Source organism: Aeromonas sp. ZOR0002 (assembly GCF_963866995.1).
Lineage (GTDB): Bacteria > Pseudomonadota > Gammaproteobacteria > Enterobacterales > Aeromonadaceae > Aeromonas > Aeromonas caviae.
This window is the reverse complement of the sequence record NZ_CAWMFQ010000173.1, coordinates 1,138-27,333: the sequence shown is the minus strand read 5'-3', so window position 1 is coordinate 27,333 and position 26,196 is coordinate 1,138. Positions and strand designations below refer to the sequence as shown.

At 62.0% G+C, this 26,196-nt stretch carries 26 protein-coding genes and 1 riboswitch; of the genes, 13 read left to right on the top strand and 13 right to left on the bottom strand.

Annotation, left to right across the window (positions count from 1 at the left end; all coding sequences use genetic code 11):
* Together AACR77_RS10100 and AACR77_RS10095 are read right to left on the bottom strand one after the other, a co-directional pair.
* Positions 1-481 (bottom strand): DUF2057 domain-containing protein (locus AACR77_RS10100; RefSeq protein ID WP_042881200.1); only part of this gene is annotated, 481 nt, incomplete at its 3' end.
* Positions 482-555: 74 nt separating this feature from the next.
* Entirely contained in the window at positions 556-1,458 is a 903-nt protein-coding gene (locus AACR77_RS10095) for a LysR family transcriptional regulator (RefSeq protein ID WP_042016837.1), read from the bottom strand.
* 97 nt (positions 1,459-1,555) lie between these two features.
* On the opposite strand from AACR77_RS10095, the gene AACR77_RS10090 reads away from it, so the two are divergent.
* Positions 1,556-2,158 carry a short chain dehydrogenase gene (locus AACR77_RS10090; RefSeq protein WP_042881199.1) on the top strand — a complete coding sequence of 201 codons (603 nt, stop codon included), beginning with the start codon at positions 1,556-1,558 and terminating at the stop codon, positions 2,156-2,158.
* A gap of 123 nt (positions 2,159-2,281) precedes the next feature.
* On the opposite strand, the gene AACR77_RS10085 is transcribed toward AACR77_RS10090, so the two are convergent.
* The 3 genes from AACR77_RS10085 to dapA form a co-directional block, all read right to left on the bottom strand.
* Positions 2,282-3,385, bottom strand: a complete 1,104-nt coding sequence (locus tag AACR77_RS10085; protein ID WP_039040947.1) for a phosphoribosylaminoimidazolesuccinocarboxamide synthase — start codon at positions 3,383-3,385, stop codon at positions 2,282-2,284.
* A 169-nt stretch (positions 3,386-3,554) separates the two neighbouring features.
* Positions 3,555-4,673 (bottom strand): outer membrane protein assembly factor BamC, encoded by a 1,119-nt coding sequence (gene bamC, locus AACR77_RS10080; RefSeq protein WP_029313833.1) that lies wholly within the window; start codon positions 4,671-4,673, stop codon positions 3,555-3,557.
* Positions 4,666-5,553 (bottom strand): 4-hydroxy-tetrahydrodipicolinate synthase, encoded by an 888-nt coding sequence (gene dapA / locus AACR77_RS10075; RefSeq protein ID WP_042881197.1) that lies wholly within the window; start codon positions 5,551-5,553, stop codon positions 4,666-4,668. Before dapA ends, bamC begins: the two co-directional genes overlap by 8 nt.
* A gap of 188 nt (positions 5,554-5,741) precedes the next feature.
* On the opposite strand from dapA, the gene AACR77_RS10070 reads away from it, so the two are divergent.
* The 3 genes from AACR77_RS10070 to AACR77_RS10060 all read left to right on the top strand — a co-directional run bounded on the left by AACR77_RS10070 (position 5,742) and on the right by AACR77_RS10060 (position 7,458).
* Entirely contained in the window at positions 5,742-6,275 is a 534-nt protein-coding gene (locus AACR77_RS10070; RefSeq protein WP_010673166.1) for a glycine cleavage system protein R, read from the top strand.
* A gap of 23 nt (positions 6,276-6,298) precedes the next feature.
* On the top strand, positions 6,299-6,763 hold the full coding sequence (gene bcp, locus AACR77_RS10065) for a thioredoxin-dependent thiol peroxidase (protein ID WP_010673165.1): 465 nt from the start codon (positions 6,299-6,301) through the stop codon (positions 6,761-6,763).
* A gap of 194 nt (positions 6,764-6,957) precedes the next feature.
* Positions 6,958-7,458: a YfbU family protein gene (locus AACR77_RS10060; RefSeq protein ID WP_039040945.1), complete on the top strand. Its 501-nt coding sequence runs from the start codon at positions 6,958-6,960 to the stop codon at positions 7,456-7,458.
* Positions 7,459-7,510: 52 nt separating this feature from the next.
* Here AACR77_RS10060 and yfbV read toward each other — a convergent pair whose 3' ends face one another.
* Positions 7,511-7,951, bottom strand: coding sequence for a terminus macrodomain insulation protein YfbV (gene yfbV, locus AACR77_RS10055; protein WP_029313829.1), 441 nt, complete (start codon positions 7,949-7,951; stop codon positions 7,511-7,513).
* Between the two features lie 301 nt (positions 7,952-8,252).
* Between yfbV and AACR77_RS10050 the strand changes: the two genes are divergently transcribed.
* Together AACR77_RS10050 and pta are read left to right on the top strand one after the other, a co-directional pair.
* Positions 8,253-9,455, top strand: coding sequence for an acetate kinase (locus tag AACR77_RS10050; protein ID WP_041211117.1), 1,203 nt, complete (start codon positions 8,253-8,255; stop codon positions 9,453-9,455).
* Positions 9,456-9,525: 70 nt separating this feature from the next.
* The gene (gene pta, locus AACR77_RS10045; protein ID WP_041214580.1) at positions 9,526-11,679 is read left to right on the top strand and encodes a phosphate acetyltransferase; all 2,154 of its coding nucleotides are present in this window, start codon (positions 9,526-9,528) and stop codon (positions 11,677-11,679) included.
* A gap of 478 nt (positions 11,680-12,157) precedes the next feature.
* Here the strand turns inward: pta and ilvN are convergent, their stop codons facing one another.
* The 6 genes from ilvN to AACR77_RS10015 all read right to left on the bottom strand — a co-directional run bounded on the left by ilvN (position 12,158) and on the right by AACR77_RS10015 (position 17,307).
* Positions 12,158-12,652 carry an acetolactate synthase small subunit gene (ilvN, locus tag AACR77_RS10040; RefSeq protein ID WP_010673160.1) on the bottom strand — a complete coding sequence of 165 codons (495 nt, stop codon included), beginning with the start codon at positions 12,650-12,652 and terminating at the stop codon, positions 12,158-12,160.
* Positions 12,652-14,370, bottom strand: a complete 1,719-nt coding sequence (locus AACR77_RS10035; RefSeq protein ID WP_039041176.1) for an acetolactate synthase 3 large subunit — start codon at positions 14,368-14,370, stop codon at positions 12,652-12,654. The genes ilvN and AACR77_RS10035 overlap by 1 nt, the downstream gene beginning before the upstream one ends.
* A 390-nt stretch (positions 14,371-14,760) precedes the next feature.
* Positions 14,761-14,913 carry a hypothetical protein gene (locus AACR77_RS10030; RefSeq protein ID WP_010673158.1) on the bottom strand — a complete coding sequence of 51 codons (153 nt, stop codon included), beginning with the start codon at positions 14,911-14,913 and terminating at the stop codon, positions 14,761-14,763.
* A gap of 35 nt (positions 14,914-14,948) precedes the next feature.
* Positions 14,949-16,058, bottom strand: a complete 1,110-nt coding sequence (locus tag AACR77_RS10025; protein WP_029313827.1) for an MJ1255/VC2487 family glycosyltransferase — start codon at positions 16,056-16,058, stop codon at positions 14,949-14,951.
* The gene (locus tag AACR77_RS10020; RefSeq protein ID WP_010673156.1) at positions 16,055-16,558 is read right to left on the bottom strand and encodes a phosphatase PAP2 family protein; all 504 of its coding nucleotides are present in this window, start codon (positions 16,556-16,558) and stop codon (positions 16,055-16,057) included. Before AACR77_RS10020 ends, AACR77_RS10025 begins: the two co-directional genes overlap by 4 nt.
* A gap of 125 nt (positions 16,559-16,683) precedes the next feature.
* Positions 16,684-17,307, bottom strand: a complete 624-nt coding sequence (locus AACR77_RS10015) for a TetR/AcrR family transcriptional regulator (protein WP_010673155.1) — start codon at positions 17,305-17,307, stop codon at positions 16,684-16,686.
* A 405-nt stretch (positions 17,308-17,712) separates the two neighbouring features.
* On the opposite strand from AACR77_RS10015, the gene leuA reads away from it, so the two are divergent.
* The 5 genes from leuA to AACR77_RS09990 all read left to right on the top strand — a co-directional run bounded on the left by leuA (position 17,713) and on the right by AACR77_RS09990 (position 23,560).
* Complete coding sequence (gene leuA, locus AACR77_RS10010; RefSeq protein WP_010673154.1) at positions 17,713-19,275, top strand: 2-isopropylmalate synthase; 1,563 nt, start codon at positions 17,713-17,715, stop codon at positions 19,273-19,275.
* A 111-nt stretch (positions 19,276-19,386) separates the two neighbouring features.
* Positions 19,387-20,472 carry a 3-isopropylmalate dehydrogenase gene (leuB, locus tag AACR77_RS10005; RefSeq protein WP_041211114.1) on the top strand — a complete coding sequence of 362 codons (1,086 nt, stop codon included), beginning with the start codon at positions 19,387-19,389 and terminating at the stop codon, positions 20,470-20,472.
* Positions 20,473-20,504: 32 nt separating this feature from the next.
* On the top strand, positions 20,505-21,902 hold the full coding sequence (gene leuC, locus AACR77_RS10000) for a 3-isopropylmalate dehydratase large subunit (protein WP_041211113.1): 1,398 nt from the start codon (positions 20,505-20,507) through the stop codon (positions 21,900-21,902).
* A 16-nt stretch (positions 21,903-21,918) separates the two neighbouring features.
* Positions 21,919-22,518, top strand: coding sequence for a 3-isopropylmalate dehydratase small subunit (leuD, locus tag AACR77_RS09995; protein WP_042881194.1), 600 nt, complete (start codon positions 21,919-21,921; stop codon positions 22,516-22,518).
* Positions 22,519-22,630: 112 nt separating this feature from the next.
* Positions 22,631-23,560 (top strand): hypothetical protein, encoded by a 930-nt coding sequence (locus AACR77_RS09990; protein ID WP_042881192.1) that lies wholly within the window; start codon positions 22,631-22,633, stop codon positions 23,558-23,560.
* Positions 23,561-23,611: 51 nt separating this feature from the next.
* Here AACR77_RS09990 and AACR77_RS09985 read toward each other — a convergent pair whose 3' ends face one another.
* Positions 23,612-23,902 (bottom strand): PilZ domain-containing protein, encoded by a 291-nt coding sequence (locus tag AACR77_RS09985; RefSeq protein ID WP_042881190.1) that lies wholly within the window; start codon positions 23,900-23,902, stop codon positions 23,612-23,614.
* A 91-nt stretch (positions 23,903-23,993) separates the two neighbouring features.
* Positions 23,994-24,084: riboswitch (TPP riboswitch) on the top strand.
* Between the two features lie 83 nt (positions 24,085-24,167).
* On the opposite strand from AACR77_RS09985, the gene thiB reads away from it, so the two are divergent.
* A complete protein-coding gene (thiB, locus tag AACR77_RS09980) occupies positions 24,168-25,148 on the top strand; it encodes a thiamine ABC transporter substrate binding subunit (protein ID WP_042016675.1) in 981 nt (326 codons plus the stop codon).
* Positions 25,124-26,196 (top strand): ABC transporter permease subunit (locus tag AACR77_RS09975; protein ID WP_231563200.1); only part of this gene is annotated, 1,073 nt, incomplete at its 3' end. The genes thiB and AACR77_RS09975, both read left to right, overlap by 25 nt.

The following is a 26,196-nucleotide window of genomic DNA, read 5'->3' as shown; positions in this document are numbered from 1 at the left end:
CCGCCGCACCGGCGAGCACGGCAGGCCCCTCGCCACGGTTGTACTCCATCAGCCTGGCATGCCAGTCCATGCCGATCTGCATCCCCTGCACCATCAGCGTATCCTGGCGCACCTCGAGGGGCTGCCCCCCCGCCACCAGGCCCAGGACAGGGGCCCTGGCGTAGCGTTCCATCCCGGCCTCGTCCGCAGGCACGGGAGCCTGCAGGCGCACCGACTGCCCGCGGGCCTCATAGCGAAGCACCTGGGGCTCGGAGCGAACCTGGCGATCGTTGTCGCTGCTGTTGCGACTCGGGATCACCCCCTCATAACGCACCAGCAGTTGCTGCTCTCCGTCGGCCAGCACGGCGTGCTGCTCGTCCTGCACCTTGCCTGCGCTCACTGCCAGGATCTGGAAATCCCGGGGCACCTCGACCCTGACCTCGGCCTGCACACCGCCGCAGCACAGCAGCGCAACCCCTGCCCAACCCTGATGACGCTTCATTCCCTGACTCTCCTTTCGCGATGAAGGGCGCAGGGTAGCAGCCCCAGATGACAGAAAAATAACGGGATGCAGGCTCACCCCAGCAGATAATGGGGTCGCTCGGCAAACCACTGGGCCAGCACCTGCTTGAACAGCCGGATCTTGCGCGGCACCCGGCGCTGCTGGGCGTGCAGCACATGGATCGGGTGCAGGCCGGTCTGCCACTCCGTCAGCACGGCCACCAGCTCCCCTCGGGCCAGGCTGGCCTCCACCAGCATCAGTGGACACTTGGCAAAGCCCATGCCCGCCCGGGCCAGTTGCAGCAGGGTGCTGTAGTGGTTGGCCCGCACTCGCCCCTGCACCAGGATGTGCGCCTCCTCTTCCCCCTGGCGAAAGTGCCACTGCTCCCAGTCCGGGTTGTGGCCCTGCAGCAGGCAGGATCGCCCCCCCAGCTCATAGGGAGTGGCGGGGATCCCCTCCCGCGCCAGCAGGGCGGGGCTTGCCACCACCACATCCTTGAGCCTGCCGAGCGGCAGGGCCACCAGGTTGTCGGGGATCAGCTCCATGGCCCGCAGAGCGATGTCATTCTCCCCCTGGCTCATGTCGATCATGGCATTGGTGAAGTTGAGCTCGACCTGGACGCCGGGGCACAGTTCGGCAAAACGGGCGAGCAGCTCGCTCACCATGCGGTCCCCCGTGCTGACCGGGCAGGTGAAGCGCAGGCGGCCGCTGTCCTCCTCGGTCAGGGCGCGGATCCCCTCCTCCGCCTCCCGGGCCAGGGCAAAGATCTCGCCGGCCTGCTGGTGAAGCACCCTCCCCGCCTCGGTCAGGCTGAGTCTGCGGGTCGTGCGCTGGAGCAGCTGGGCATTGAGGGCGGACTCCAGGGCGCTGACATGGCGGCTCAGCATCCCCTTGCTCACCCCCAGGGCATCGGCAGCGGCGGAGAAACTGCCCCGCTGCACCACTTCATAGAAACTGGCCAGGTGAGTGATATCCATCATTAGCACCAATATGGAAACAATGGGTTCATCATAAGCGCTTTTTCTCCCTTTTTATCCCGCTATCATCAACTCATCTCAACCAGGAGCGATAGATATGAAGATTGTGATTGTGGGTGCCTCCGGCACCATTGGCGCCGCCGTCAGCGAACTGCTTGCCCAGGATCACCAGGTGATCCGGGTCGGTCACAGCCAGGGGGATGCCAGAGTGGACATGCGCGACCCCGCCTCCATCAGAGCGCTCTTCGAGCAGGTCGGGTCCTTCGATGCCCTGGTGGTCGCCAGCGGCAGCGTCGCCTTCAATGCCCTGACCGAGATGACGGACGAGCAATGGCAGGTGGGGCTTCAGAGCAAGCTGATGGGCCAGATCAACCTGACCCGGGCCGCCATTACCCACCTGAGCGACCGTGGCTCCATCACCCTCATCAGCGGCATTCTGAGCGAGGAGCCCATCCACTGGGGGGTGAGCGCCACCACCATCAACGGTGCCATCGAGCACTTCGTGAAAGGGGCCGCCTGCGAGCTGCCAAGGGGCATTCGCATCAACGTGGTCAGCCCCACCGTGCTGGAAGAGTCCATGAGCAAGTATGCCGACTTCTTCCCGGGCTTCGTGCCGGTACCCGCCGCCCGGGTGGCCCAGGCCTACAAGAAATCGGTACTGGGGGTACAGACCGGTCAGATCTTCCGGGTCAATGGCTGAGCGCTCCGGACAACCCAATGAAAACGGGCCCCGTCATGGGGCCCGTTTTGTCATCTGCGTTGCAAGCGCCTCCCCTGCCACCGGCAAACGTTTGTTCGCCTGCGGCAAAAAAAGCGGTCGGCCTCAGTCGATCAGGCCGTACTGCTCCCGCAGTACCTCGATGATCTCCTGCTTCGGATTGGCACTGCGTACCAGCGGCTGACCGATGATCTTCTCGGCGATCCCCACATAGGTGCGGGAGATATCCATCATCACCTCGGTGGGCAGCTTGTTGTCACGGGCCAGGGCGAAGCGCTCGGGCATGCGGTTCTTGTTGAGCAGGATGTCCGGATCCGGGAAGTGGTTCAGCAGCCACTGGCGGAAGCCCTCTTTGGACTTCTCGATGATCTCGCCGCCGCGAAGGGCTGCGCCGTCCCAGATGCGGGAGCTGTCGGGGGTGCCCACTTCATCCATGTAGATGAGCTTCTCGCGACCGGCGGCATCGGTCACGTAACCGAACTCGAACTTGGTGTCGACGAAGACCTGATCCAGGGCAGCCAGCGCCTCGCTGATGACGTTGAAGCCCTCTTTGAGCAGCGCCTCGTAGCGGTCGATGTCCGCCGGGGAGCGAAAGCCGAAGGCCTGATGGTGGCGCTCGATGTCGCCGCGGGAGACGTTGACGTCGTCCGCTTCCGGCACGCCATCCAGCCCCTTGAGGATCCCCTTGGTGGACGGGGTGATGAGGATCTCGGGCAGCTTCTGATCCTTCTTGAGCCCTTCCGGCAGGGTGATGCCGCAGAATTCCCGCTCACCATCCTTGTAGGCACGCCACATGGAGCCGGTGATGTACTGGCGGGCAATGGCCTCGATCATCACGGGACGGGCTTTTTGCACGATCCAGACGAAGGGGTGCGGGATGTCCAGGATGTGGCTGTCCGCCAGCCCCTGCTCCTTGAACAGCTTGAACCAGTGGCTGGAGATGGCATTGAGCGCCGCGCCCTTGCCCGGCACGCCGTTCAGACCGTCCACCCCTTGCCAGATGCAGTCGAAAGCCGAGATGCGATCACTGATCACCATGAGGGCCAGGGGCGTATCGGCCGGCACATCATAGCCTTTCTCCCGAATGAGCCGGGCACTGTCTGCCGGGGTCAACCAGTAGACGCTGCGCACTTTGCCGGAATGGACAGGTTTATCGGTACGGATCGGCAAATCGTCGTTCACCGCCAATACTTGATCTGCAAGACTCATGGCTAATAACACTTCCTGTTGTGGGACTAGTTAGGCAGGGGCACCAGACCCCTGTCTGTGGGGGATTCACATCATCAGGTACTCAGGCCCGGGGCAACCGGCTCGGCACGCTGGCCCTGCGGCAACCCGGACATAACAAAACAGGGGCGCGAGGCCCCTGTTTCCATGCTTACTTCGCCCCCTGATCGGCCAAGCCCTTGGCAAAGGCCTCGGACAGGCTGATGTACATCTGGGAGATGACACCGGATGCGACAGGTTTCTTGTCCTTGTCGAACAGGGTGATGGAGGTCTTGCCGCCCGTCATCTCGCCGAGCTGGAAGCGATACTTGTCTTCCTCGAGCTTGAACGGCTCCGCTCCCTTGGCCTTCCAGAACTCGCTGTCCGGCTCGTCGTACTCCACGTCGATCCAGCCCAGGGACTGCTGGGTGTCCTTGATGGTGAAACCATAGGCAGGCAGCACCTGATTGAGGCGGCGCCACACCTGGTCAAACGACCCTTCGGCAATCCAGGCGCTCAGCTCGTTGTTGTCCAGACCCAGCTCCAGCCCCATGCCATCGCTGGACTTGTGCTGTTCACGGGCCTTGAGCTGCTTGTCGTAATAAAGGGAGAACTGGTTCAGGGCGCGGGTAGCATAACGCTGGGCGTCCGCCGGCGTCAGCACAGTGCTGGTCTCGCCGTCGATGGTCTCTTCGTGATCCAGCACCCGTACCGACATCTTGATGGCGTGGCGCTGCACATCGTTGCGCAGGGTGAACTGGTAACGCTGACGGATCTTGAAGTCATCGTCATCTTCCGCCCAGCCATCGAGCACCGCTGAGTTGTCAAACCAGCCGGTCTGCAAGACGCCGTCCTGTTGATCCAGCTTCTCGGTGGTGACCTTGTGTTCGGCCAGGAAGTTCATCAGGAAGGCCCAGGTATCGCGCTCCACGCTCTGGGAGGTGCTGAGGGCATAGAAGGCGACGGTCGGCTCGCTGGCATTGGCCACCACCTGGCTGCCGGGCACCACGGTGAGCAACTGGGCAGGCGGACGCACGTCCACCTTGGCCCCGAGGGCGCCCTCACGGCTGCTCTCGGGCAGGGCCGGAATGTCGAAATTGCTGTTAAAGGCGGGGGTACTCAACCCGGCGGGCACAAGGAAGGCGCGGCCTTCGAGGCGGCTCTCTTCATACTCGAAGCCACGGTTGGCCATTTTGCGTTCCTGGGGTGAGCTGCAGGCAGCCAGCACGGCCACCGTCGCGACACTCAGTACCAGGCGCACTGCATTTCCCTTTCCATTTGCTTTAAACACTCGCCATCAACTCCGCAGTCGTCAGTGCTCGCGTCATCGCCGCTTCCCCCTCGGGGGTGAGATCGGTCAGGGGCAGACGCAAGGTCGCCGTCGCCATCAATCCCAGCCGGGCACAGGCCCATTTCACCGGGATGGGACTCGGTTCACAGAACAGAGTCTGATGCAACGGCATCAATCGATTGTTGATGTCATGAGCCTGCCCGGCATCACCGGCCAGGGCAGCACGACACATGTCGGCCATCTGGGGCGCCGCAATATTGGTGGTGACCGAAATGACACCATCGCCCCCTTGCAGCATAAAATCACATCCGCTGGCGTCATCGCCACTATAAAGCGCAAAATCCGGCCCGCACAGTTCGCGCAGCAGCGGGGTACGGCCAAGATCGCCAGTCGCTTCTTTCAAACCTATGATGCCGGGCACCTTGGCCAGACGGGCCACCGTCTCGGGTTTGAGGTCACAGCAGGTGCGACCGGGCACATTATAGAGAATTTGAGGCAGACCACTAGCCTCGGCGATCGCACAATAGTGACGATAGAGGCCTTCCTGGGTGGGTTTGTTGTAATAGGGGGTAACCGAGAGACCCGCCACCACGCCCATGGTGGCGAAACGCCGGGAGAGGGCGATGGCATGAGCAGTATTGTTGGAGCCGCAGCCCGCGATGACGGGAATGCGTCCGGCGGCGTATTCCACCGTCTTCTCAACCACGGCGATATGTTCCTGCTCGCTCAGGGTGACCGACTCTCCCGTGGTTCCCACGGCGACGATGGCGCTGGTCCCGGCATCCACATGATATTCCACCAGCGCTGCCAGACTGACCCAATCGATGTCGCCCGAGGGCAGCATGGGGGTAACGAGCGCAACAATACTACCGCGTAACATGGATAATTCTCCCGATTTTCAGGGGCGTAATGGTAAAGCTGCCCCTTTTGAAAAACAAGGGAGGCACGGGACAAGCCGTGTTACCATCCGGCACAAAACGTATGAATGCACGCGCGCACAAGAGGCCTCACGGCAGGGTGCCGGCACCCGCGGTCAACGCATTCTCAATAATGGACGAGAGACGATTTATGACTCACTACCTGGTCGTAACGGCCATCGGCACGGACAGGCCTGGCATCGTCAATGAGGTGACCCGTCACGTCAGTGGCTGCGGTTGCAACATTGTCGACAGCCGTCTTGGCATCTTCGGCAACGAATTCACCTTCATCATGCTGCTGTCCGGTGACTGGAACAGCCTGATGCAACTGGAAATCAGCCTCCCACTGCGCAGCCAGGAGTGGGATCTCATCACCATGATGAAACGCACCGAGCGCCACCACTCCCTGCAATATGACATCAGCGCCAGCGCAGAGGTGCTGATCCGGGATCAGCCGGGCATCGTAAGTCAGTGCACCCAGTTCTTCAGCGATCACGGCTGGGACATCCAGGCCATGCAGACCATCACCCTGGAACAGCAGCCCTTCAACCTGCTCAAGGCGAACTTTCAGTTGAATCTCTCCAAGCAGGGAGAAGAGCCCGGCTCGAAGACAGCCTTCGCCGATTTCTGTCGTGGACTGGGCGCCGAGTCGTTCGAATTCATCGTCAATCACAAGTACGCCTGACGGCGTTTATCCGAGGAGACCCCATGTCACCACTAGAAGCTGGTACCCAGGCCCCCGATTTCTCCCTCTCCGATCAGGACGGCAATCAGGTTCGCCTCGCCGACCTGCGCGGCAAGAAGGTGCTGATCTATTTCTATCCCAAGGCGATGACCCCGGGTTGCACCACCCAGGCCTGCGGTCTGCGCGACGTCAATAGCGAGCTGGCTGCCCTCAATGTGGTGGTGCTCGGCATCAGCCCGGACAGCGCCAAGCGCCTGAAAAAGTTCGAGGAGCGCGACAACCTCAACTTCCGTCTGCTGGCCGATGAGGATCACGCGGTGGCCGATGCCTTTGGCGTCTGGGGCCCGAAGAAGTTCATGGGCAAGGAGTATGACGGCATCCATCGACTGAGCTTCCTCATCGACGAAGAGGGCAAGGTTGCCCATCGCTTCGACAAGTTCAAGACCAGCGATCACCATCAGGTGGTGCTCGACCTCGTCAAGGGCTAAGCCACCAGCGGCAATGTTGCAGGGCTCGCCATGGCGGGCCCTGCTCGTTTCACCACGGCATCAGCCCCACTCTCTGGCGGCCCACCAGGGCACCTCTTCCCCCCTTTTCTCGCCAACCTCCCCTCTCAGATCAAAAAATTCATCCTGGATATGGGTTAACGTGACCCCAGATTCATTTTCCAGCGAGACAGCCCATGAACATGAGCCACACCGAACGCCTGATCCTGAGCAACCAGTACGAGATCCTGGCCAAACTCAATCCGGAAAAGGCGGCGTTTTACCAGCGTGCCAGCACCATCGTCGAGCGCGGCTACTGCCTGCAGATCCTCGAGCTGGAGAAGAGCTTCGGCCATCTGGATCTCGCCACCTGCCAGGAGGTGCTGGACACCCTGGAGCTGCACCATGCACTGGCCATCTCCTGGGGCAACCTGGATGCCAGCGCCCGGGCCGATGTCAACGAGAGCCGCCTTGCCTTCAACGGCTACAGCCGCAGCCAGGAGCGGGAACTGGCGGATTACGTCTGCTTCCTGCTGGAAGTGGACAAGCGCTTCCCCGAACTGCCCTGCCCCTGCGATGAGCTCTCCAGCGACATCGCCATGCGGGACAAGTACCAGCGCATGCTGGCGGTCTGGCGTCAGTGCCCCCGTCAGTACAAGCTCTCCATCCAGGAGATCAGCAAGGTGCTGGCCGCCTGAATGTGAAAAAGGCGCCTGAGGGCGCCTTTGTCGTCAGTCTGACTCCGGAAAGTCATTCGTAGAGGAAGGATTTGTCCAGCTGCTTGAAGGCGGCGTTGAGGGTATCGGCCAGCTCTTCGTAGCGGGGACGGGCCACCAGCTGACGTTGACCGCCCTGCTCGTTCATCTTGCCGTTTATCTCCCGATACCAGGTGGCGAGGGAGGGGGGCAGCCGGGTATCGGCGCGCTGGCCGAGCCAGTAGTACCCTTGCAGCGGCAGGCTGAGCAGGAAGAGCACGGACGCCATCACGGAGGGCCAGTAATGAAGCTCGCCAAACTGGAACTGCACCATGACGCTGAGCACCGCCAGTGCCGGGATCACCTTGAGGGCGAATTCGGTGGCCTTGATCACCCGATTCTCCGGGAACATGGAATTAAGCTCGGGACGGCGCGGCCAAAGAGTCATATAATGACGGCCTTGCTGTAATTTAGTTCCAAAAATGTTCATGCTCATGCTACCTCCGAGCTCTTTTCGAACGCATTAACGGCAAAACCTCGACAATATTTGAGAGGCAATAACAAAGGTTGAGGATGACTTTGTTATTTTTCAACAATCAGGTTATCCTTTGTACGCCCATTTTTACGCTGGGGCACGGCCACTGACCAGTCAGGGACGTCTGAATATCGGGTCTTGTATCACTATACAAGGGGCAAGCAACAGATTGCCAACCCTCATAAGGATAAGTTGATAGTTTTTGGACGCACCGCGTCCGGCGCATCCTCCAACCCAACCCAATCTGCGATAGGATTTATTCATGAGTAAGCTGGTTCTTGTTCTTAACTGTGGCAGCTCGTCCCTGAAGTTTGCTGTCATTGACGCAATCACCGGTGATGACCTGCTGTCCGGCCTGGCCGAATGCTTCAACCTCGACGACGCCCGCATCAAGTGGAAGCTGAACGGCGAGAAAGGCAACGCTGATCTGGGTGCCGGTGCCGCTCACCAGGAAGCGCTGGACTTCATCGTTCACAAGATCCTGCCGCTCAACCCGGAACTGTCCAAGAACCTGATCGCCATCGGCCACCGCGTGGTACACGGCGGCGAGCGTTTCACCTCCTCCGTTCGCATCTGTGATGACGTCATTGCCGGCATCGAAGCCGCCATTCCTTACGCACCGCTGCACAACCCGGCTCACCTGATCGGTATCCGTGCCGCCCTGAAGGTCTTCCCGGAACTGGCCGAGAAGAACGTCGCCGTGTTCGACACCGCCTTCCACCAGACCATGCCGGAAGAAGCCTTCCTGTACGCCCTGCCGTACAAGCTCTACAAAGAGAACGGCATCCGTCGCTACGGCGCCCACGGCACCAGCCACTACTACATCAGCCTGGAAGCGGCCAAGCAGCTGAACAAGCCGGTGGAAGAGCTCAACATCATCAACTGCCACCTGGGCAACGGCGGCTCCGTCTGCGCCATCAAGAACGGCCAGTCCGTTGACACCTCCATGGGCCTGACCCCGCTGGAAGGCCTGGTGATGGGTACCCGTTCCGGTGACATCGATCCGGCCATCATCTTCTTCCTGCACGACAAGCTGGGCATGAGCGTTGCCGAGATCAACACCATGCTGACCAAGGAATCCGGCCTGCAGGGTCTGACCGAAGTCACCTCCGACTGCCGTTTCGTTGAAGACAACTACGACAGCAAGGAAGAAGCCAAGCGCGCCATGGACGTGTACTGCTACCGTCTGGCCAAGTACATCGGTGCCTACGCCGCCGCCATGGACGGTCGTCTGGATGCCGTGGTCTTCACCGGCGGCATCGGCGAGAACTCCGCCCCGATCCGTGAGATCACTCTGAACAAGCTGGGCCTGCTGGGCTTTGACGTCGACCACGACGCCAACCTGAAGGCTCGCTTCGGCAAGGGCGGCGAGATCACCAAGGCTGGTTCCACCAAGGCCCTGGTTATCCCGACCAACGAAGAGTGGGTCATCGCCCACGACGCGCTGGAACTGGTCGGCGCATAAATTAGCTGTAGAGCAAGGCCGCCCCAGGGCGGCCTTTTCCTGATCCCAAAAAATGAACAAGGGGTAATAAGTGGCACGCACTATTATGCTCATCCCGGTCGGCACTGGTGTCGGCGTAACCTCCGTGAGTCTTGGCGTCGTTCGCGCCATGGAACGTCACGGTGTCAATGTCAGCTTCTTCAAACCGGTCGCCCAGCCGCGTCCGGGTGAAACCGGTACCGAGCGCTCCACCGCCGTGATCCGCGCCGCTGCCAACATCAACCCGCCCGAGCCGTTCGCCCTCTCCTACGCCGAGAACATGATCACCTCCAGCAACACCGACATCCTGCTGGAAGAGATCGTGGCCCGCTTCGAAGAGCACGTGAAGACCAGCGGTGCCGAAGTGGTGGTGATCGAGGGCCTGGTTCCGACCGACAAGCAACCCTTTGCCAACAAGCTGAACTACGACGTCGCCAAGGCGCTGGACGCCGACATGGTGTTCGTGACCCATCCGGGCAACGACTCCAGCCAGAAGCTCAAAGAGCGCATCGAGCTGGCCTGCTCCAACTTCGGTGGCGTCAACAACCCGCGTATCGTGGGCTGCGTCATCAACAAGGTGGGTGCCCCGGTTGACGAGCACGGCGTGACCCGTCCCGACCTGACCGAGATGTTCGAAGCGCACCACCACGGCGCCGACACCGGCCACAACCTGGAAGTGCTGCAGGTCTTCGGCAAGAGCCCGCTGCGCATCCTCGGCTGCATCCCCTGGAACACCCAGCTGATCGCACCGCGCGCCAAGGATCTCGCCAAGCACCTGGCCGCCAAGATCATCAACAAGGGTGAGCTGGAAAGCCGCCGCCTGCAGACCGTGACCTTCTGCGCCCGCTCAATCCACAACATGATCGAGCACTTCCGTCCGGGCAGCCTGCTGGTGACCTCCGGCGACCGCTCCGACGTCATCGTCTCCGCCTGCCTCTCCGCCATGAACGGCGTCAAGCTGGGTGCCCTGCTGCTGACTGGCAACTACCATCCGGAACCCCAGGTGATGGCACTGTGCCAACAGGCCATGGCCACCGGTCTGCCGATCATGATCACCGGCACCAACACCTGGCAGACCGCCGTCAGCCTGCAGAACTTCAACGTCGACATCCCGGAAGATGACCGCGAGCGTATCGAGCTGGTGCAGGACTACGTTGCTGGTCACATCGACAAGCACTGGATCGAGTCTCTCTCCGCCAAGTCCACCCGCTCCCGTCGCCTGAGCCCGCCGGCTTTCCGCTATCAGCTGACCGAGCTGGCCCGTCAGGCCAACAAGCGCGTCGTGCTGCCGGAAGGGGAAGAGCCGCGCACCATCAAGGCGGCCGCCATCTGTGCCGAGCGCGGTATCGCCCGTCCGGTGCTGCTGGGCAACCCGGACGAGATCCGCCGCGTCGCTGAACAGCAGGGCGTAGTACTGACCGACCGCGTCGAGATCATCGATCCCGTTGCCGTACGCGAGCGTTACGTGGCCCGTCTGGTCGAGCTGCGCAAGAACAAGGGCATGACCGAAGTGGTTGCCCGCGAGCAGCTGGAAGACAACGTGGTACTGGGTACCATGATGCTGGAGCGCAACGAGGTCGACGGTCTGGTATCCGGCGCAGTGCACACCACTGCCAACACCATCCGTCCGCCGATGCAGATCATCAAGACCGCCCCGGGCTCTTCCCTGATCTCCTCCATCTTCTTCATGCTGCTGCCGGATCAGGTGCTGGTCTACGGTGACTGCGCCATCAACCCGGATCCCACTGCCGAGCAGCTGGCCGAGATCGCCATCCAGTCCGCCGACTCCGCTGCCGCCTTCGGCATCGAGCCGCGCGTGGCCATGATCTCCTACTCCACCGGCACCTCCGGCGCCGGCGCGGATGTGGAGAAAGTGCGTGAAGCGACCGAGCTGGCCAAGGCCAAGCGTCCCGACCTCATCATCGACGGCCCGCTGCAGTACGATGCGGCCATCATGGAGAACGTCGCCAAGTCCAAGGCACCGAACTCCCCGGTTGCCGGCAAGGCCACCGTGTTCGTGTTCCCGGATCTGAACACCGGCAACACCACCTACAAGGCGGTACAGCGCTCCGCCGAGCTGGTCTCCATCGGCCCCATGCTGCAAGGCATGCGCAAGCCGGTCAACGACCTCTCCCGCGGCGCCCTGGTGGACGACATCGTCTACACCATCGCCCTGACCGGCATCCAGGCAGCCCAGGCCGAGTAATCGACCCGCAGTCCGATGCAATGATAAACCCGCCGAAAGGCGGGTTTTTTTATGACTCGCGCCCAGAAATGTTGATCCGCAAGATCAGGTCGGGATCCCGTCCGGATCCACGGACAGATCCGCGTTCCGCCCTTGGCAAGGCTCGAGGGATAAGCAAACGCTCACACCCTCGCCTGGGGATTGCACAAATGCGATCCAGCCAGGATCAAATTGAAATATCCCTTTAAGATCATGCGACTAACGCCAGACACACCGCTAATCTACAGAGTTTTCCACAGCTTTTGTGGATAGTTTACCGATCATTTGAAAGAAAATGACAGGTGAAGACCCTCCCTTGCCCCTTCTCTTTCACCCCCTCGATAACCTCCTGATGCTGTGGCCATCATCCCTACCGGCGCCCCCACTTGCCCGCAACGCTGCCAGACACGAAAAAGGGCTCCGAAGAGCCCTTGAACAACTATTTTCACATCCGGCCACATCAGGGACGCAGGGATTTGTCCGCCCGGGAGATGCCACAGACACCGGAGCGCACCACTTCGATGATCTCGTTGGTCTGGGCCGCCGTCTTGATGAAGGCGTCCAGCTTTTCGCTGGTCCCGACGAGCTGCACCGTGTAGAGCTCGGGGGTGACGTCGACGATCTGGCCACGGAAGATGTCCGCCAGCCGCTTCAGTTCGTCACGGGCACCACCGGCGGCGCGCGCCTTGACCAGCGCGATCTCCCGCTCGATGTGCTCACCCTCGCTCAGGTCACACACCTTGAGCACGTCCACCAGCTTGTGCAGCTGCTTCTGGATCTGCTCCAGCACCCGCTCATCCCCCATGGTGACGATAGTCATGCGGGACAGGGTGGGATCCTCGGTAGGGGCCACCGTCAGGGTTTCGATGTTGTAGCCGCGCTGGGAGAAGAGGCCTACCACACGGCTCAGGGCGCCGGATTCGTTCTCCAGCAGTACTGAAATGATGTGTCTCATCAGGTTCTCTCCGTCTTGCTCAGCCACATCTCGTCCATGGCACCAAATTTGATCTGCATCGGATAGACGTGCTCGTCCGGATCGACCGAGATGTCCATGAACACCAGTCTGTCCTTCATGGCAAAGGCCTTCTCCATGGCGCTCTCCAGCTCCGCCGGATCGCTCACCGCGATGCCGACGTGGCCATAAGCTTCCGCCAGCTTGACGAAGTCAGGCAGGGATTCCATGTAGGAGTGGCTGTGACGGCCGCCGTAGAACATCTTCTGCCACTGCTTGACCATGCCCAGCGCACGGTTGTTGATGGAGATGATCTTGATGGGCACCCCGTACTGCATGCAGGTGGAGAGCTCCTGGATGTTCATCTGCACCGAGCCGTCGCCGGTGACGCAGCAGACCACGGCTTCCGGGTTGGCAAACTGGGCCCCCATGGCGGCGGGAATGCCAAAGCCCATGGTGCCGAGACCGCCGGAGTTGATCCACTGGCGCGGTTTGGCAAACGGGTAGTAGAGGGCGGCAAACATCTGGTGCTGACCCACGTCGGAGGCGACGAACGCCTCCCCCTTGGTCACCTTGTAGAGAGTCTCGATGACCTGCTGCGGCTTGATCAGGGTGGGATGGGTCTCGTAGGCCAGGCAGTTGCGGGAACGCCACTGGTTGATCTGCTCCCACCAGTCCGCCAGCGCCTGCTTGTCGTTGTCAAAGCCGCACTCGCGGATCACTTCCAGCATCTGTTCCAGCACGGTTTCCACCGAGCCGACGATGGGCACATGGGCCTGTACCGTCTTGGAGATGGAGGTGGGGTCGATGTCGATGTGGACTATGGTGGCGTTGGGGCAGAACTTGCTGACATTGTTGGTCACGCGATCATCGAAGCGGGCACCCACGGCGAAGATGAGATCCGCGTTGTGCATGCTCTTGTTCGCTTCGAAGGTGCCGTGCATGCCGAGCATGCCGATGAATTGCGGATGGGTGCCGGAGAAGGCGCCCAGCCCCATGAGCGTGGTAGTCACCGGCAGGTTCAGCAGCTCCGCCAGCTTGGTCACCAGGTGATCAGCATTGGCGTTGATGGCGCCGCCACCCACGTACATGACCGGGCGGCTCGCCTCGGTCAGCAGCTTGGCAGCCCGCTTGATCTGGCCCTTGTGTCCGGCCTTGGTCGGATTGTAGGAGCGCAGGGAAACGGACTCGGGATACTGATAGGGGAACTTCTCTTTCGGATTCTGCACGTCTTTGGGCAGATCCACCACCACGGGCCCCGGGCGGCCACTGGCGGCAATGTAATAGGCCTTCTTGATGGCCTCGGGAATGTCGCTGGCTTTCTTGCACAGGAAGCTGTGCTTCACCACCGGGCGGGAGATGCCGATCATGTCGGTCTCCTGGAACGCATCCTCCCCGATCATGCTGGTCGGCACCTGGCCGGACAGGATCACCAGGGGAATGGAATCCATGTAGGCGGTGGCGATCCCCGTGATGCAGTTGGTGGCGCCGGGACCCGAGGTCACCAGCACAGTGCCCACCTTGCCGGTGGAGCGGGCGTAACCGTCCGCCATGTGCACTGCGGCCTGCTCGTGCCGCACCAGGACATGCTCCATCTTGCCGTTTTCGAAGAGAGCGTCATAGATGTCGAGCACTGAGCCACCAGGGTAGCCGAAAACGTGTTCCACTCCCTGATCTTCCAGCGCTCTAACCACCATCTGGGCGCCTGATAACATCTCCATGATAAAGCCCTCCAGGCTTTGCTCCGTTAAGCGAAAGCTATCGACAGTCCGCTGCTTCCCGGCAGCGCCGATCCGAGTCTTGTTGTTGTCTGCAGGCAGATCAGGCGAGTTCGGAGCCGTCGATAGTAGAAAAATAGGGGTTTTCCATCATTCACCCGAAAAGCGGGTGAAAAACCAACTTAACCCGCCCGTGAACGCTTGTCCACGGCTTTGTCTGGCCATAACAGTCATAAATTTCAAACAGCTATTAACATTCAGTGACTTGGCCACCAGACGGGCAACAAAGAGGGGCCCTGGGGGGAACAACCAGCGGATCATGCTGCCCGCGTCGGTCAGGAACAAAATAAACGGCCCACCCCGAGGGGGTGGGCCGTCAAAAACTGGCTGGTTTCACTGCTCGTCTTCGGGTTCTGCCAGCCAGATCTGCTGATCCGGATCCGTCTCTTCGCAGACCGAAATGCTGACACCCATGTCGAGCAGCTCATGCAGGGTGAGATTGTCTGCCAGAGTCATGGTGTCGCCGTTTTCATTGGTAAAGCGCATGGTGTCCGTCCTCTCCGTGGTGGGATCGACTCAGTTTAGTCAAAGGCGCTGAGTTGGGATAACCAGGGACGCTCCTGACCGGTGCGGCTGGCAAGCTCCCCCAGGCTGTCACACACCTCCTCCGGAAAGAGAGTCCTGCCCCAGAGGCGGCGGGAGAGCGCCCCCACCTCCTCCCCGGCCCCGGCCAGCAACCAGTCGGCCAGCTCTCCTGCCACATCGGGATAGCGTACCCTGCCAGGAGAAGGGGCCTCCAGCCAGCTTCGCACCGCATTGGCATCCAGGCTGTCCATCAACTGGGCCAGCCCCATCAGTTCCAGGGTCCTGCCGTTGGTCAACTGCTCGAACTGGCCACCCAGGGGTTTGACCAGCAGCTTCTTGCCAAGGGAGAGCGCCTCGGAGGCAAGCTCGAATCCCGCATTGCTGATGACCCCGCGACAACCGGCCAGCGCCAGCTTGAACCCCTCTCTGGCCTGAGGTTCAAAGCGGATGTTGCGCCACTCGCTACGCTTGCGCACCTCGGGATGGAAGCAGATGAACGACTGCGTGCTGAAACGCGACAACAGGGCCGCGATCGTCTCTGTCTGCTCGAATGGCAGATAGACCAGGATCTGCTGGTTGTCCGGCACCGGCTCAAGGGGATCGACGATGGGAGGCAGCAGGGGCTGGCCGAAATGGAACCAGTGCAGCCCCAGGGACTGGCGTACCGGCGCAAAATGGCGCATCAGCTGACGGTTGAAGCCGCTCTCCCCCCAGCGCGGGATCGGCCAGTCGAAGCTCGCCTGATGGCTGATGGTGAGGCTGGGTTTGCCCCAGCGGCGAGCAGCATGGGCACTGAGCGGCTCGAAGTCGCTGATGACCAGATCGTACTCGCGACAATCGAGGGCACGCAGATCTTGCCAGAAACGCAGGGGAGAGAGTCCCTTGAGAGTGCGCCAGCCCGAGATGCGCCCCTGATGGCTGGCGAAAGTGATACCGGGGAAGGTGCGATAATCCCCGAACTCCCCCATCTCGAAGTAGCCGTCGGCGGCGCGCCCGCTGAACAGATAGTCCACCGCCACGCCCCTGCTCTTCAATGCGCGCGCCAGGGTCCGGCTACGACTGATGTGGCCGTTGCCGGTCCCCTGAACGCCGAACAGTATCCTCATCCCTGGCTCCAACCCAGCGCCCAGAGGGCGCAACCACCGCCAAGCAGCGCCCCGGCCACCAGATCACTCAGATAATGCACCCCGAGCAGCAGGCGGGACGCCCCCACCAGCGCGGCCCAGACAAACAGCAGCGGTGCCCAGAGCGGGAAACTGGCGGCCACTACGGTCGCCATCAGAAAGGCGGCCGCAGTATGGCCAGAGGGCAGGCTGTAACGATCCGACGGGGTGATGAAGACAGGCAGCCCTGCCGGGCGCTGGCGTTTGAGGGCATTCTTGAGCAGCAGGTAGAGCGGCAACTCGAGGGCAAACGCCCAGAGCGCCACCCTGACCGCCTCCTGCCCGGCGCTCCCCTGCCACCAGAGCAGGCAGGCCGCCACGGCATAGAGGGGGCCGTCACCGGTACGGGAGACAAGCCGGCTTATCCTGGCCTGCGGCTGATTGTAGGGGTGGAGCAGGCAGACACGGCACACCCGCAGGTCCCATTGCTGGATCTTGTTCATCACGGCCCTCCCTTGCATCCTGAGTGCAGACTAGGAGGGCGGCATGACACTTCGTTGACGCCCAGATAACAGATTGATGAAAAAAAGGGCCCAGGGGCCCTTTTTCATCCGTCATCCCGAAAAAGTCAGTTCAGGGCACCGCGCAGGCCGTTTTCCATCAGGCGGCAGTTGTGGGCCGCGAGGCGGCTCATGAAGTGCTCGTCCACCGTCAGACCAAACACCTGTTCGTAGAGATCCTTCATCACGAAAGGCTGCCACATCATGCTGAGGAAGGAGATCTTCAGCATCTCGGGGTCCAGGTTGTCCGCCAGCTGGCCGTTGGAGCGCATGGATTCGAGCAGGGCATCGAACTGGGGAAGTTGGCGATCCAGCAGGCGGCTCAGCACAAAATCACGCCCCGGGCTCTTTTCAGTGGACAATGCGCTGGAGATGGCGGAAGTCAGCTCGCTGTTGGGCGCCATCACCTGATAGTAGGTGTTGAGCAGATCGGTCAGGCTGCGGTTGCTGCTCTCGTCGTGCCAGGCTTGCTCAAGGGGCTCGGCCACATCCCCCAGCACCGCCTTGTAGAGGCCTTCCTTGCTGCCGAAGTAATAGTGGATCATCGCCAGATTGGAGCCTGCCAGCTCGGCAATCTCGCGGGTCGTCACCTTGCTGTAGGGGGTGTTGAGAAAACGTTCGCGTGCGGCGGCAAGCAGCTTGTCACGAATGTCGGAACGTCCGACTGGACGGCCAGGTCTGCGTTTTTCCATGGAATACCTCAGATAATTCAGCAAGGGCTGATAAGTCGATCTGATTGTGCGGGTGATCGAGTACAGCAGGAATGACCAGATAATCAGGCATGAACCGAATATGGGACAAGAGAATTTGCACTCCTTTACAATCCGATTAAATAAACCAGTGGATTGAACCTGTCCATTCCGGTTGACACAGCATAAAAATCTCGTTATTGGTAGTAGCGTTATCGACTGGAAGGATTGAGACATCATGCGTATTGCCGCTCCGCTACTACTGCTCTCCCTAATCGCGACTCCTCGCGCGGGATCCTTGTAGCCGGGCTAAGGCATAGCCGGAATTTACAGAAACCCGTGCACCCCGCACGGGTTTTTTTATGCCATGCAGGATGCACGCAGCGAACTTAGGAAGAGGGAAGTCACATGTCAGATCGGGTCATCATATTCGACACCACCTTGCGTGATGGTGAGCAGGCGCTGTCGGCCAGCTTGACGGTCAAGGAGAAGCTGCAGATCGCCCAGGCGCTGGAGCGGCTCGGTGTCGATATCATGGAAGTGGGTTTCCCCGTCTCCTCCCCCGGCGATTTTCAATCGGTTCAGACCATCGCCCGCCACATCAAGAACAGCCGGGTCTGCGCCCTGGCTCGCGCCCTGCAAAAAGACATCGATGCCGCCGGCGAAGCCTTGAAAGTGGCAGAGGCGTTTCGCATCCACACCTTCATCTCCACCTCCTCCATCCACGTGGAGAGCAAGCTGAAAAAGAGCTTCGAAGACGTGCTGGAGATGGGGGTCGGCGCCATCAAGCACGCCTTGCGCTACACCGATGACGTGGAGTTCTCCTGCGAAGATGCGGGCCGCACCCCGATAGACAACCTGTGCCGCATGGTGGAAGCCGCCATCAAGGCCGGCGCCCGCACCATCAATATCCCGGATACCGTGGGCTACACGGTGCCGACCGAATTCTCCGGCATCATCCACACCCTGTTCAACCGGGTACCCAACATCGACAAGGCCATCATCTCGGTGCACTGCCACGACGATCTGGGCCTCTCGGTGGCCAACTCCATCAGTGCCGTGCAGATGGGGGCCCGCCAGATCGAGTGCACCATCAACGGCATCGGCGAGCGTGCTGGCAACTGCTCCCTGGAAGAGGTGGCAATGATCCTGAAGACCCGCGCCGACCTGCTCGGGGTACACACCAACATCCGCCACAGCGAGATCCACCGCACCAGCACCCTCGTCAGTCAAATCTGCAACATGCCGGTGCAGCCCAACAAGGCCATCGTCGGCGCCAACGCCTTCTCCCACAGCTCAGGCATCCATCAGGATGGCGTGCTCAAGGCGAAGAACACCTATGAAATCATCACCCCCGAGAGCATCGGTCTCACCCAGAACAACCTCAACATGACCTCCCGCTCCGGCCGCCACGTCATCAAGCACCGGATGGAGAGCATGGGCTACGCCGAGAGCAGCTACGACCTCGACGATCTCTACGCCAAGTTCCTCACCCTGGCCGACAAGAAGGGCCAGGTGTTCGATTACGATCTGGAGGCGCTCGCCTTCTTCAGCCAGATCCACGAGGAGCCCGAGCACTTCAAGCTGGAGTACCTCGGCGTGCAGAGCGGCAGCTCGGTGCTCGCCACCGCCTCGGTCAAGCTCAAGGTAGGCCAGGATCTGGTGTGCGAGGCCGCCACCGGCAACGGCCCGGTGGATGCGGTCTACCAGTGCATCAACCGCATCACCGGCTACGAGATCCGCATCGACAAATACGAACTCAAGGGCAAGGGCGAGGGCAAGAACGCCCTCGGCCAGGTGGACATCGTCGCCGAGTACAAGGGGCGCAAGTTCCACGGCATGGGGCTGGCCACCGACATCATCGAATCCTCGGCCCAGGCCCTGGTCCACGTGATCAACAGTATCTGGCGCGCGGATCAGGTGGCCGAGCAGATGGAGCGCAACCACACCATCAAATCGGAAACCGTCTGAGCCCGCCGCCGGACAAAATGACAGCATGACATGGGGAGGACCGGGGCCAGGGCAGTGGCCCAGACCGGCCTCCCGGATGAAACGGAATCACACTATCAAGACGGAGAGAGTATGAGCAGTTATCGGATCGCAGTATTGCCGGGTGACGGCATTGGCCCGGAAGTGATGGCAGAGGCCATCAAGGTACTGGAAAAGGTGCAGACCAAATTCGGCTTCTCCCTCGACTATGACCGTCACGACGTCGGCGGCATCGCCATCGACAACCACGGCACACCGCTGCCCCAGAGCACGATCAAAGGCTGCGAAGCGGCCGATGCGGTGCTGTTCGGATCGGTAGGTGGCCCCAAGTGGGAACACCTGCCGCCCAACGATCAGCCGGAACGCGGTGCCCTGCTGCCCCTGCGTGCCCACTTCAAACTGTTCTGCAACCTGCGCCCGGCCCGCATCTACACCGGTCTGGAGCAGTTCTCCCCGCTGCGTGCCGACATCTCCGATCGCGGCTTCGACATCGCCTGCGTGCGCGAGCTGACCGGCGGCATCTATTTCGGCCAGCCCAAGGGGCGTGAAGGGGAAGGCGCTACCGAGAAGGCCTTCGACACCGAGGTGTACCACCGCTTCGAGATCGAGCGCATCGCCAAGATAGCGTTTGAATCGGCCCGGGTGCGCAAGGCCAGGGTCACCTCCATCGACAAGGCCAACGTGCTCGCCTCCTCCATCCTGTGGCGCGAGGTGGTGACCGAGGTCGCCAAGTCCTACCCGGATGTGGCCCTGAACCACATGTACATCGACAACGCCACCATGCAGCTCATCAAGGATCCGTCCCAGTTCGACGTGCTGCTCTGCTCCAACCTGTTCGGTGACATCCTCTCCGACGAGTGCGCCATGATCACTGGCTCCATGGGCCTGCTCCCCTCCGCCAGCCTCAACGAATCCGGCTTCGGCCTGTTCGAGCCGGCCGGTGGCTCGGCCCCGGATATCGCCGGCAAGGGGATTGCGAATCCCATCGCCCAGATCCTCTCCGCCGCCCTGATGCTGCGTTACAGTCTCGGCCAGGAAGCCGCCGCCCAGGCCATCGAGCAGGCCGTGGCCCAGACCCTGGCAGAAGGCTATTTCACCGCCGACCTGCATCAGGCCAGCGCCACGCACCCGGTGCAGAGCACGGCCGACATGGGCAGCCAGATCGCCGCGCGCATCTGATCCCACGGCATCGATAACAAGGAAACCGAGCAATGTCCAAGACCCTCTATCAGAAAGTGTTCGACGCCCACGTGGTGCGGGAAGTGGAAGGGGAAACCCCTCTCATCTACATCGACCGTCATCTGGTGCATGAAGTGACCAGCCCCCAGGCATTCGACGGCCTGCGCGCCATGAACCGCCAGCTGCGTCGCCCGGATCTGACCTGGGCCACCATGGATCACAACGTCTCCACCACCACCAAGGACATCGCCGCCTCCGGCGAGATGGCACGCATCCAGATGGAGACGCTCGCCGCCAACTGCAAGGCGTTCGGGGTTCGTCTCTATGACTTGAACCACAAGTACCAGGGTATCGTCCACGTGATGGGCCCCGAGCTCGGCATCACATTGCCCGGCACCACCATCGTCTGCGGTGACTCCCACACCGCCACCCACGGCGCCTTCGGGTCGCTCGCATTCGGTATCGGCACCTCCGAAGTGGAACACGTGATGGCCACCCAGACCCTGAAACAGGGCCGTGCCAGGACCATGCGTATCTCTGTCAACGGCAAGCTGGCCGCAGGTATCAGCGCCAAAGACGTGGTGCTCGCCATCATCGGCAAGGTAGGTCATGCAGGCGGGACCGGCTACGTGGTGGAGTTCGCCGGTGAAGCCATCGAGGGGCTCACCATGGAAGGGCGCATGACGGTGTGCAACATGGCCATCGAGCTCGGCGCCAAAGCGGGCATGATTGCCCCCGACCAGACCACCATCGACTACATCCGTGGCAAGGAGTTCGCTCCCAAGGGGGAGGCGCTGGAACAGGCCATCGCCTACTGGCTGACCCTCAAGAGCGACGAAGGTGCCCACTTCGACGCCGAAGTGGTGCTCGACGCCGCCGACATCGCCCCGCAAGTGACCTGGGGCACCAACCCGGGCCAGGTGATTGCCGTCAATGAGCCCATCCCTGCACCGGAATCCTTCGCCGATCCGGTGGAGCAGCAGTCCGCCCGCAAGGCCCTCGCCTACATGGACCTGCAACCGGGCCAGAAGCTCTCCGACGTGGCCATCGACAAGGTGTTCATCGGTTCGTGCACCAACAGCCGCATCGAGGATCTGCGCGCTGCCGCCGCCATCGCCCGCGGTCGCAAGGTCGCCGCAGGGGTACAGGCCCTGGTGGTACCGGGCTCCGAGCAGGTGAAGGCCCAGGCCGAGGCCGAGGGGCTGGACAAGATCTTCATCGAGGCAGGCTTTGAGTGGCGCTTGCCCGGCTGCTCCATGTGTCTGGCCATGAACAACGACCGGCTGCAACCGGGGGAGCGCTGCGCCTCCACCAGCAACCGCAACTTCGAGGGGCGTCAGGGTCGTGCCGGTCGCACCCACCTGGTGAGCCCGGCCATGGCCGCCGCCGCCGCCGTCACCGGCCGCTTCGCCGACATTCGTGCGCTGTAACGACAAGGAGAACATGATGACAGGTTTCAAACAGCATAAAGGGATCGTCGTTCCCCTCGACAGCGCCAACGTCGACACCGACGCCATCATTCCCAAGCAGTTCCTGCAGAAAGTGAACCGCATCGGCTTTGGCAAGCACCTGTTCCACGACTGGCGCTTCCTGGACGATGCAGGGGAGCAGCCCAACCCGGAGTTCGTGCTGAACAAACCGCAATTCGCCGGTGCCAGCATCCTGCTGGCCCGCGAGAACTTCGGCTGCGGCTCGAGTCGCGAGCACGCCCCCTGGGCGCTGGCGGACTACGGCTTCAAGACCATGATCGCCCCGAGCTTTGCCGACATCTTCTACGGCAACGCCATCAACAACGGCATGGTGCCGGTTCGTCTGAAGGAGGAGGAGGTCGACGCCCTGTTCCAGCTGATCGCCGCCCAGCCGGGCATCGAGATCGAAGTGGATCTGGAGGCCAACCAGGTGCGTGCAGGCAGCCTCACGTTCGGCTTCGAAATCGACGAGTTCCGTCGCTACTGTCTGCTCAACGGGTTGGATGCCATCGGTCTGACCCTGCAGCACGAGGCCGCCATCAGCGCCTTCGAGGCGAAGCAGCCAAGCTGGATTTGACAAGCCTGCGACAAGAAAGCGAGTAGAATCAACAGGGAGCCGAGGCTCCCTGTTTTATTGTCGGGTCGCTGTACAAAGCCCGCCACCTCTGCATGTCCGACAGGAGACACCTATGTCCGCAAGGGGCGCCCTTTCATTGCTCTGCCTGCTGATCAGCCTCCCGGCCCTGGGCGGGCAGACCTCTTTCACCAACAGTGGCGGTCAGCTCAATGTCGGCTGGCAGGACAAGGAGGGCAAGGCGCAGCAGCTCAGCTATCGGCTGGAGGCGGGCAAGTTGCCCCCTCTCATCGCTTACCGTCCGGCCAGGATGCAGGAAGACGTACTGCAAAGCCTGCTGCAACAGGCCCCCCTGGCGTTCCCCGAGGTGCAGTTCTCCCTCGTTCGCCCCGCCATGAGCCTCAGCATCAAGAGCCGCAACGCCGACAAGGCGCGGGAAGCCTCCCAATGGGTCAAGCCCGAGCAGGCCATACTGGAGGCTGCCTGGCTCACGCAGCACTACTTCCAGCCCTTCACTGCCCCCGACGGCGCTCCCGCCATCAAGCAGGATCATGTGCGCATCGCCCTGGAAAGCCGGGACGAACTGGCCCCGTTGATGGAGCAGCTCAAGCAGGAAGGGGCCACCGAGACCGAGGCGCGCCAGAAGACGGTGGCCCACATGCTCGACTTCATCCAGGCCATCCCCTATCAACTGCTCGACAGCCAGTCGGGCCGCTCTGGCAAGGGGTTTCTGAGCCCGCGCCAGGTGCTGGAGCAGAACCGGGGGGATTGCGACAGCAAGGTGACCCTGATGGCCGCCCTGCTGGCCCAGGGGTATCCCGATCTCAAGCAGGCCATGGTGTTCGTGCCGGGACATGCCCTGCTGGGGGTGGCCCTGCCAGCCAAACCGGGGGACGCCACCTTGAGCCGGGCGGGGGAGACCTACCTCCTGATGGAGCCGACCGGCCCGGCCCAGCTGCCCATGGGCCAGCTCGCACCCACCAGCAAGACGCTGGTCGACAGCGGCCAGTTGAGCGTGCAGCCGGTGCAGGATGAGGGGAAATGAGACAGGCCAGCCCATGGCTGGCCTGTCTCGAGGAGGACGGGCGCCCGGGTCTCAGGTGAGGGAGAGAAACTCCAGTGCCAGCAGGAGACCCTCTTCTTCCTCCAACACCCGCACGATGCGAGCCTGGGCCTCGAAGGGAGGCAGAAGATTGCTGCTGGTCGCCAGGCTCACCCGGATGGGCTGGGCCAGATCGAACTCGTGCTTGTTCACTTCGACGCCCATGCCGTTGGCGCTGAGATCCCGGCAGACCCCCTCCAGCACCTGCTGATGCTGGAACAGGGTGACGGGAGCATTGATGACCATGCGCTGGAAGGCACGTCTTTCCTTGGTGCTGGTGATCACTGGGGACTTCCTCCTTGGTGGTGGCTCGCACGATGCGGCCCGTGAAACATAGTGCTGGCCTCCCCCCAGGAACGCCAATACAATGCGATGCGTTGCTCAAACGGGGTGCGGTTTACCGCTGAGATTATACCCGTGAACCTGATCCAGATAATGCTGGCGGAGGAATTTGAGGCATGGCGCGCGTTTTTTGTGCCCTCATCCGCCGGCGCTCACCACACGCGAGGTGCCATTGATGAGCACCCCGATATCCACAGGAGTGCCATTGATGAAGACTCTGCTGCTGATCGCCACCAGCCTGCTCTCTGCCCAGGCGTTTGCCGCCGACACCCTCACCGTCTACACCTACGGCTCCTTCGCCGCCGAATGGGGGCCGGGCCCCAAGATCAAGCAGGCCTTCGAGAAGGAGTGCGGCTGCACCCTCAATCTGGTACCCCTCGAGGATGGCGTCGCCATCCTCAACCGGCTGCGGCTGGAAGGCCAGCACAGCAAGGCCGACATGGTGCTGGGGCTGGACGATGCCCTCATCAGCGAGGCCAAGCAGAGCGGCCTGTTCGCCCCCCATTCCACCAGGCTCGATGGCCTCAAGGTGCCGGGTGGCTGGCAGGACGACACCTTTGTCCCCTATGACTACGGCTACTTCGCCTTCGTCTATGACAGCAACAAGCTCAAGCAGCCCCCCAAGAGCCTGAAGGAGCTGGTGGCGCGCCCCGATATCAAGGTGATCTATCAGGATCCCCGCACCTCCACCCCGGGTCAGGGGCTGATGCTCTGGATGAAGTCGGTCTACGGGGATGAGGCACCGACCGCCTGGGCGCAACTGGCCAAAAAGACGGTCACCGTCACCAAGGGGTGGTCAGAGGCCTACGGCATGTTCCTCGACGGCGAGGCGGACATGGTGCTCTCCTACACCACCTCCCCCGCCTATCACCTGATTGCCGAGAGCAAACCCCAGTACCGGGCGGCCGCGTTCGAGGAGGGTCACTACCGCCAGGTGGAAGTAGCAGCCAAGCTCAAGGGCGCCACACAGGGCAAACTGGCTGACCAGTTCCTGCAATTCATGGTGAGCCCCGCCTTCCAGAACGAGATCCCCGGCGGCAACTGGATGTATCCGGTGACAGACGTAGCGCTGCCCAAGGGGTTCGAACAGATGATCACCGTAGCTAAGCCACTCACCTTCAGCTCTGACGAGGTAGCCGCCAACCGCAAGGGGTGGATCCGCGAATGGCTGCAAGCCGTCACCCAGTGAGTTCAGGTCGTCGTTCCCTCTGGTGGCTGCCCGGCAGTGCAGCCACCCTGGTCATCCTGCTGCTCTCCATTGGGCCGCTGGTCGCCCTGTTGTGGCAGGCGGGGACCCTCTCCCCCCGCGCCCTGCTAGGCGATCCCTACCTGCGCCACGTGCTGGGTTTCAGCCTCTGGCAGGCACTGCTCTCCACCCTGCTGAGCCTGGGGCTTGCCATCCCGGTGGCCAGGGCCCTGGCGCGACGCCGTTTCACCGGACGCCGCCTGCTGCTCAAGCTCTTCGGCCTCTCCCTGGTACTGCCGGTCATCATCGCCATCTTCGGCATGGTGGCGGTGCACGGTCGCCAGGGCTGGCTGCCGCAACTGCTGCACGGCCTGGGCATGGATCCCGGCAACTACCTCTATGGCCTGTTCGGCATCCTGCTGGCCCATGTCTTCTTCAACATGCCGCTGGCCGCCCGCCTCATCCTGCAGAGCATAGAGAGCATCCCCGAGTCCTCCTGGCGCCTCGCCAGCCAGCTCGGCATGCGCTCCTCCCACATCTTCCGGCTGCTGGAGTGGCCGCTCATCCGCGGCATCTTGCCGGGGCTCGCCAGCCTCATCTTCATGCTCTGCTTCACCAGCTTCACCACAGTGCTGGCGCTCGGGGGCGGCCCCAAGTCCACCACACTGGAGGTGGCCGTCTACCAGGCGCTGCGCTTTGACTTCGATCTCGCCACCGCTGGCGGGCTCGCCCTGGTGCAACTGCTGCTGACCCTGGCCCTGCTCCTGCTGCAACACAAGCTGCAGACCACCCCGGCCAGTCGCCTCACCAGCCGTCGCCCCTGCCTGCGTCCCGACAGACACCAGAAGGGCAGCGCGCTGGTGGATGGCCTGGCCCTGACCATGGGGCTCGCCATCTTCCTGCCGCCCCTGCTGGCCATCGTGGTCGCCGGGTTCAACCCCGGTCTGCTGGCGGCGCTCGGCTCACCCCGGCTGTGGCAGGCAGGGGGGCAGTCCCTGGGCATAGCCCTGGCGGCGGGCTCCCTGGCCACTTTGCTCGGCGCCGGGCTGCT

What these genes read in the sequence shown, in the direction of transcription:
- AACR77_RS10095 (WP_042016837.1), bottom strand. Translation starts at nt 1,458, where the DNA reads ATGGATATCACTCACCTGGCCAGTTTCTATGAAGTGGTGCAGCGGGGC.
- AACR77_RS10090 (WP_042881199.1), top strand. Translation starts at nt 1,556, where the DNA reads ATGAAGATTGTGATTGTGGGTGCCTCCGGCACCATTGGCGCCGCCGTC.
- AACR77_RS10085 (WP_039040947.1), bottom strand. Translation starts at nt 3,385, where the DNA reads ATGAGTCTTGCAGATCAAGTATTGGCGGTGAACGACGATTTGCCGATC.
- dapA (WP_042881197.1), bottom strand. Translation starts at nt 5,553, where the DNA reads ATGTTACGCGGTAGTATTGTTGCGCTCGTTACCCCCATGCTGCCCTCG.
- AACR77_RS10070 (WP_010673166.1), top strand. Translation starts at nt 5,742, where the DNA reads ATGACTCACTACCTGGTCGTAACGGCCATCGGCACGGACAGGCCTGGC.
- bcp (WP_010673165.1), top strand. Translation starts at nt 6,299, where the DNA reads ATGTCACCACTAGAAGCTGGTACCCAGGCCCCCGATTTCTCCCTCTCC.
- AACR77_RS10060 (WP_039040945.1), top strand. Translation starts at nt 6,958, where the DNA reads ATGAACATGAGCCACACCGAACGCCTGATCCTGAGCAACCAGTACGAG.
- yfbV (WP_029313829.1), bottom strand. Translation starts at nt 7,951, where the DNA reads ATGAGCATGAACATTTTTGGAACTAAATTACAGCAAGGCCGTCATTAT.
- AACR77_RS10050 (WP_041211117.1), top strand. Translation starts at nt 8,253, where the DNA reads ATGAGTAAGCTGGTTCTTGTTCTTAACTGTGGCAGCTCGTCCCTGAAG.
- ilvN (WP_010673160.1), bottom strand. Translation starts at nt 12,652, where the DNA reads ATGAGACACATCATTTCAGTACTGCTGGAGAACGAATCCGGCGCCCTG.
- AACR77_RS10035 (WP_039041176.1), bottom strand. Translation starts at nt 14,370, where the DNA reads ATGGAGATGTTATCAGGCGCCCAGATGGTGGTTAGAGCGCTGGAAGAT.
- AACR77_RS10030 (WP_010673158.1), bottom strand. Translation starts at nt 14,913, where the DNA reads ATGCGCTTTACCAATGAAAACGGCGACACCATGACTCTGGCAGACAAT.
- AACR77_RS10025 (WP_029313827.1), bottom strand. Translation starts at nt 16,058, where the DNA reads ATGAGGATACTGTTCGGCGTTCAGGGGACCGGCAACGGCCACATCAGT.
- AACR77_RS10020 (WP_010673156.1), bottom strand. Translation starts at nt 16,558, where the DNA reads ATGAACAAGATCCAGCAATGGGACCTGCGGGTGTGCCGTGTCTGCCTG.
- AACR77_RS10015 (WP_010673155.1), bottom strand. Translation starts at nt 17,307, where the DNA reads ATGGAAAAACGCAGACCTGGCCGTCCAGTCGGACGTTCCGACATTCGT.
- leuA (WP_010673154.1), top strand. Translation starts at nt 17,713, where the DNA reads ATGTCAGATCGGGTCATCATATTCGACACCACCTTGCGTGATGGTGAG.
- leuB (WP_041211114.1), top strand. Translation starts at nt 19,387, where the DNA reads ATGAGCAGTTATCGGATCGCAGTATTGCCGGGTGACGGCATTGGCCCG.
- leuC (WP_041211113.1), top strand. Translation starts at nt 20,505, where the DNA reads ATGTCCAAGACCCTCTATCAGAAAGTGTTCGACGCCCACGTGGTGCGG.
- leuD (WP_042881194.1), top strand. Translation starts at nt 21,919, where the DNA reads ATGACAGGTTTCAAACAGCATAAAGGGATCGTCGTTCCCCTCGACAGC.
- AACR77_RS09990 (WP_042881192.1), top strand. Translation starts at nt 22,631, where the DNA reads ATGTCCGCAAGGGGCGCCCTTTCATTGCTCTGCCTGCTGATCAGCCTC.
- thiB (WP_042016675.1), top strand. Translation starts at nt 24,168, where the DNA reads ATGAAGACTCTGCTGCTGATCGCCACCAGCCTGCTCTCTGCCCAGGCG.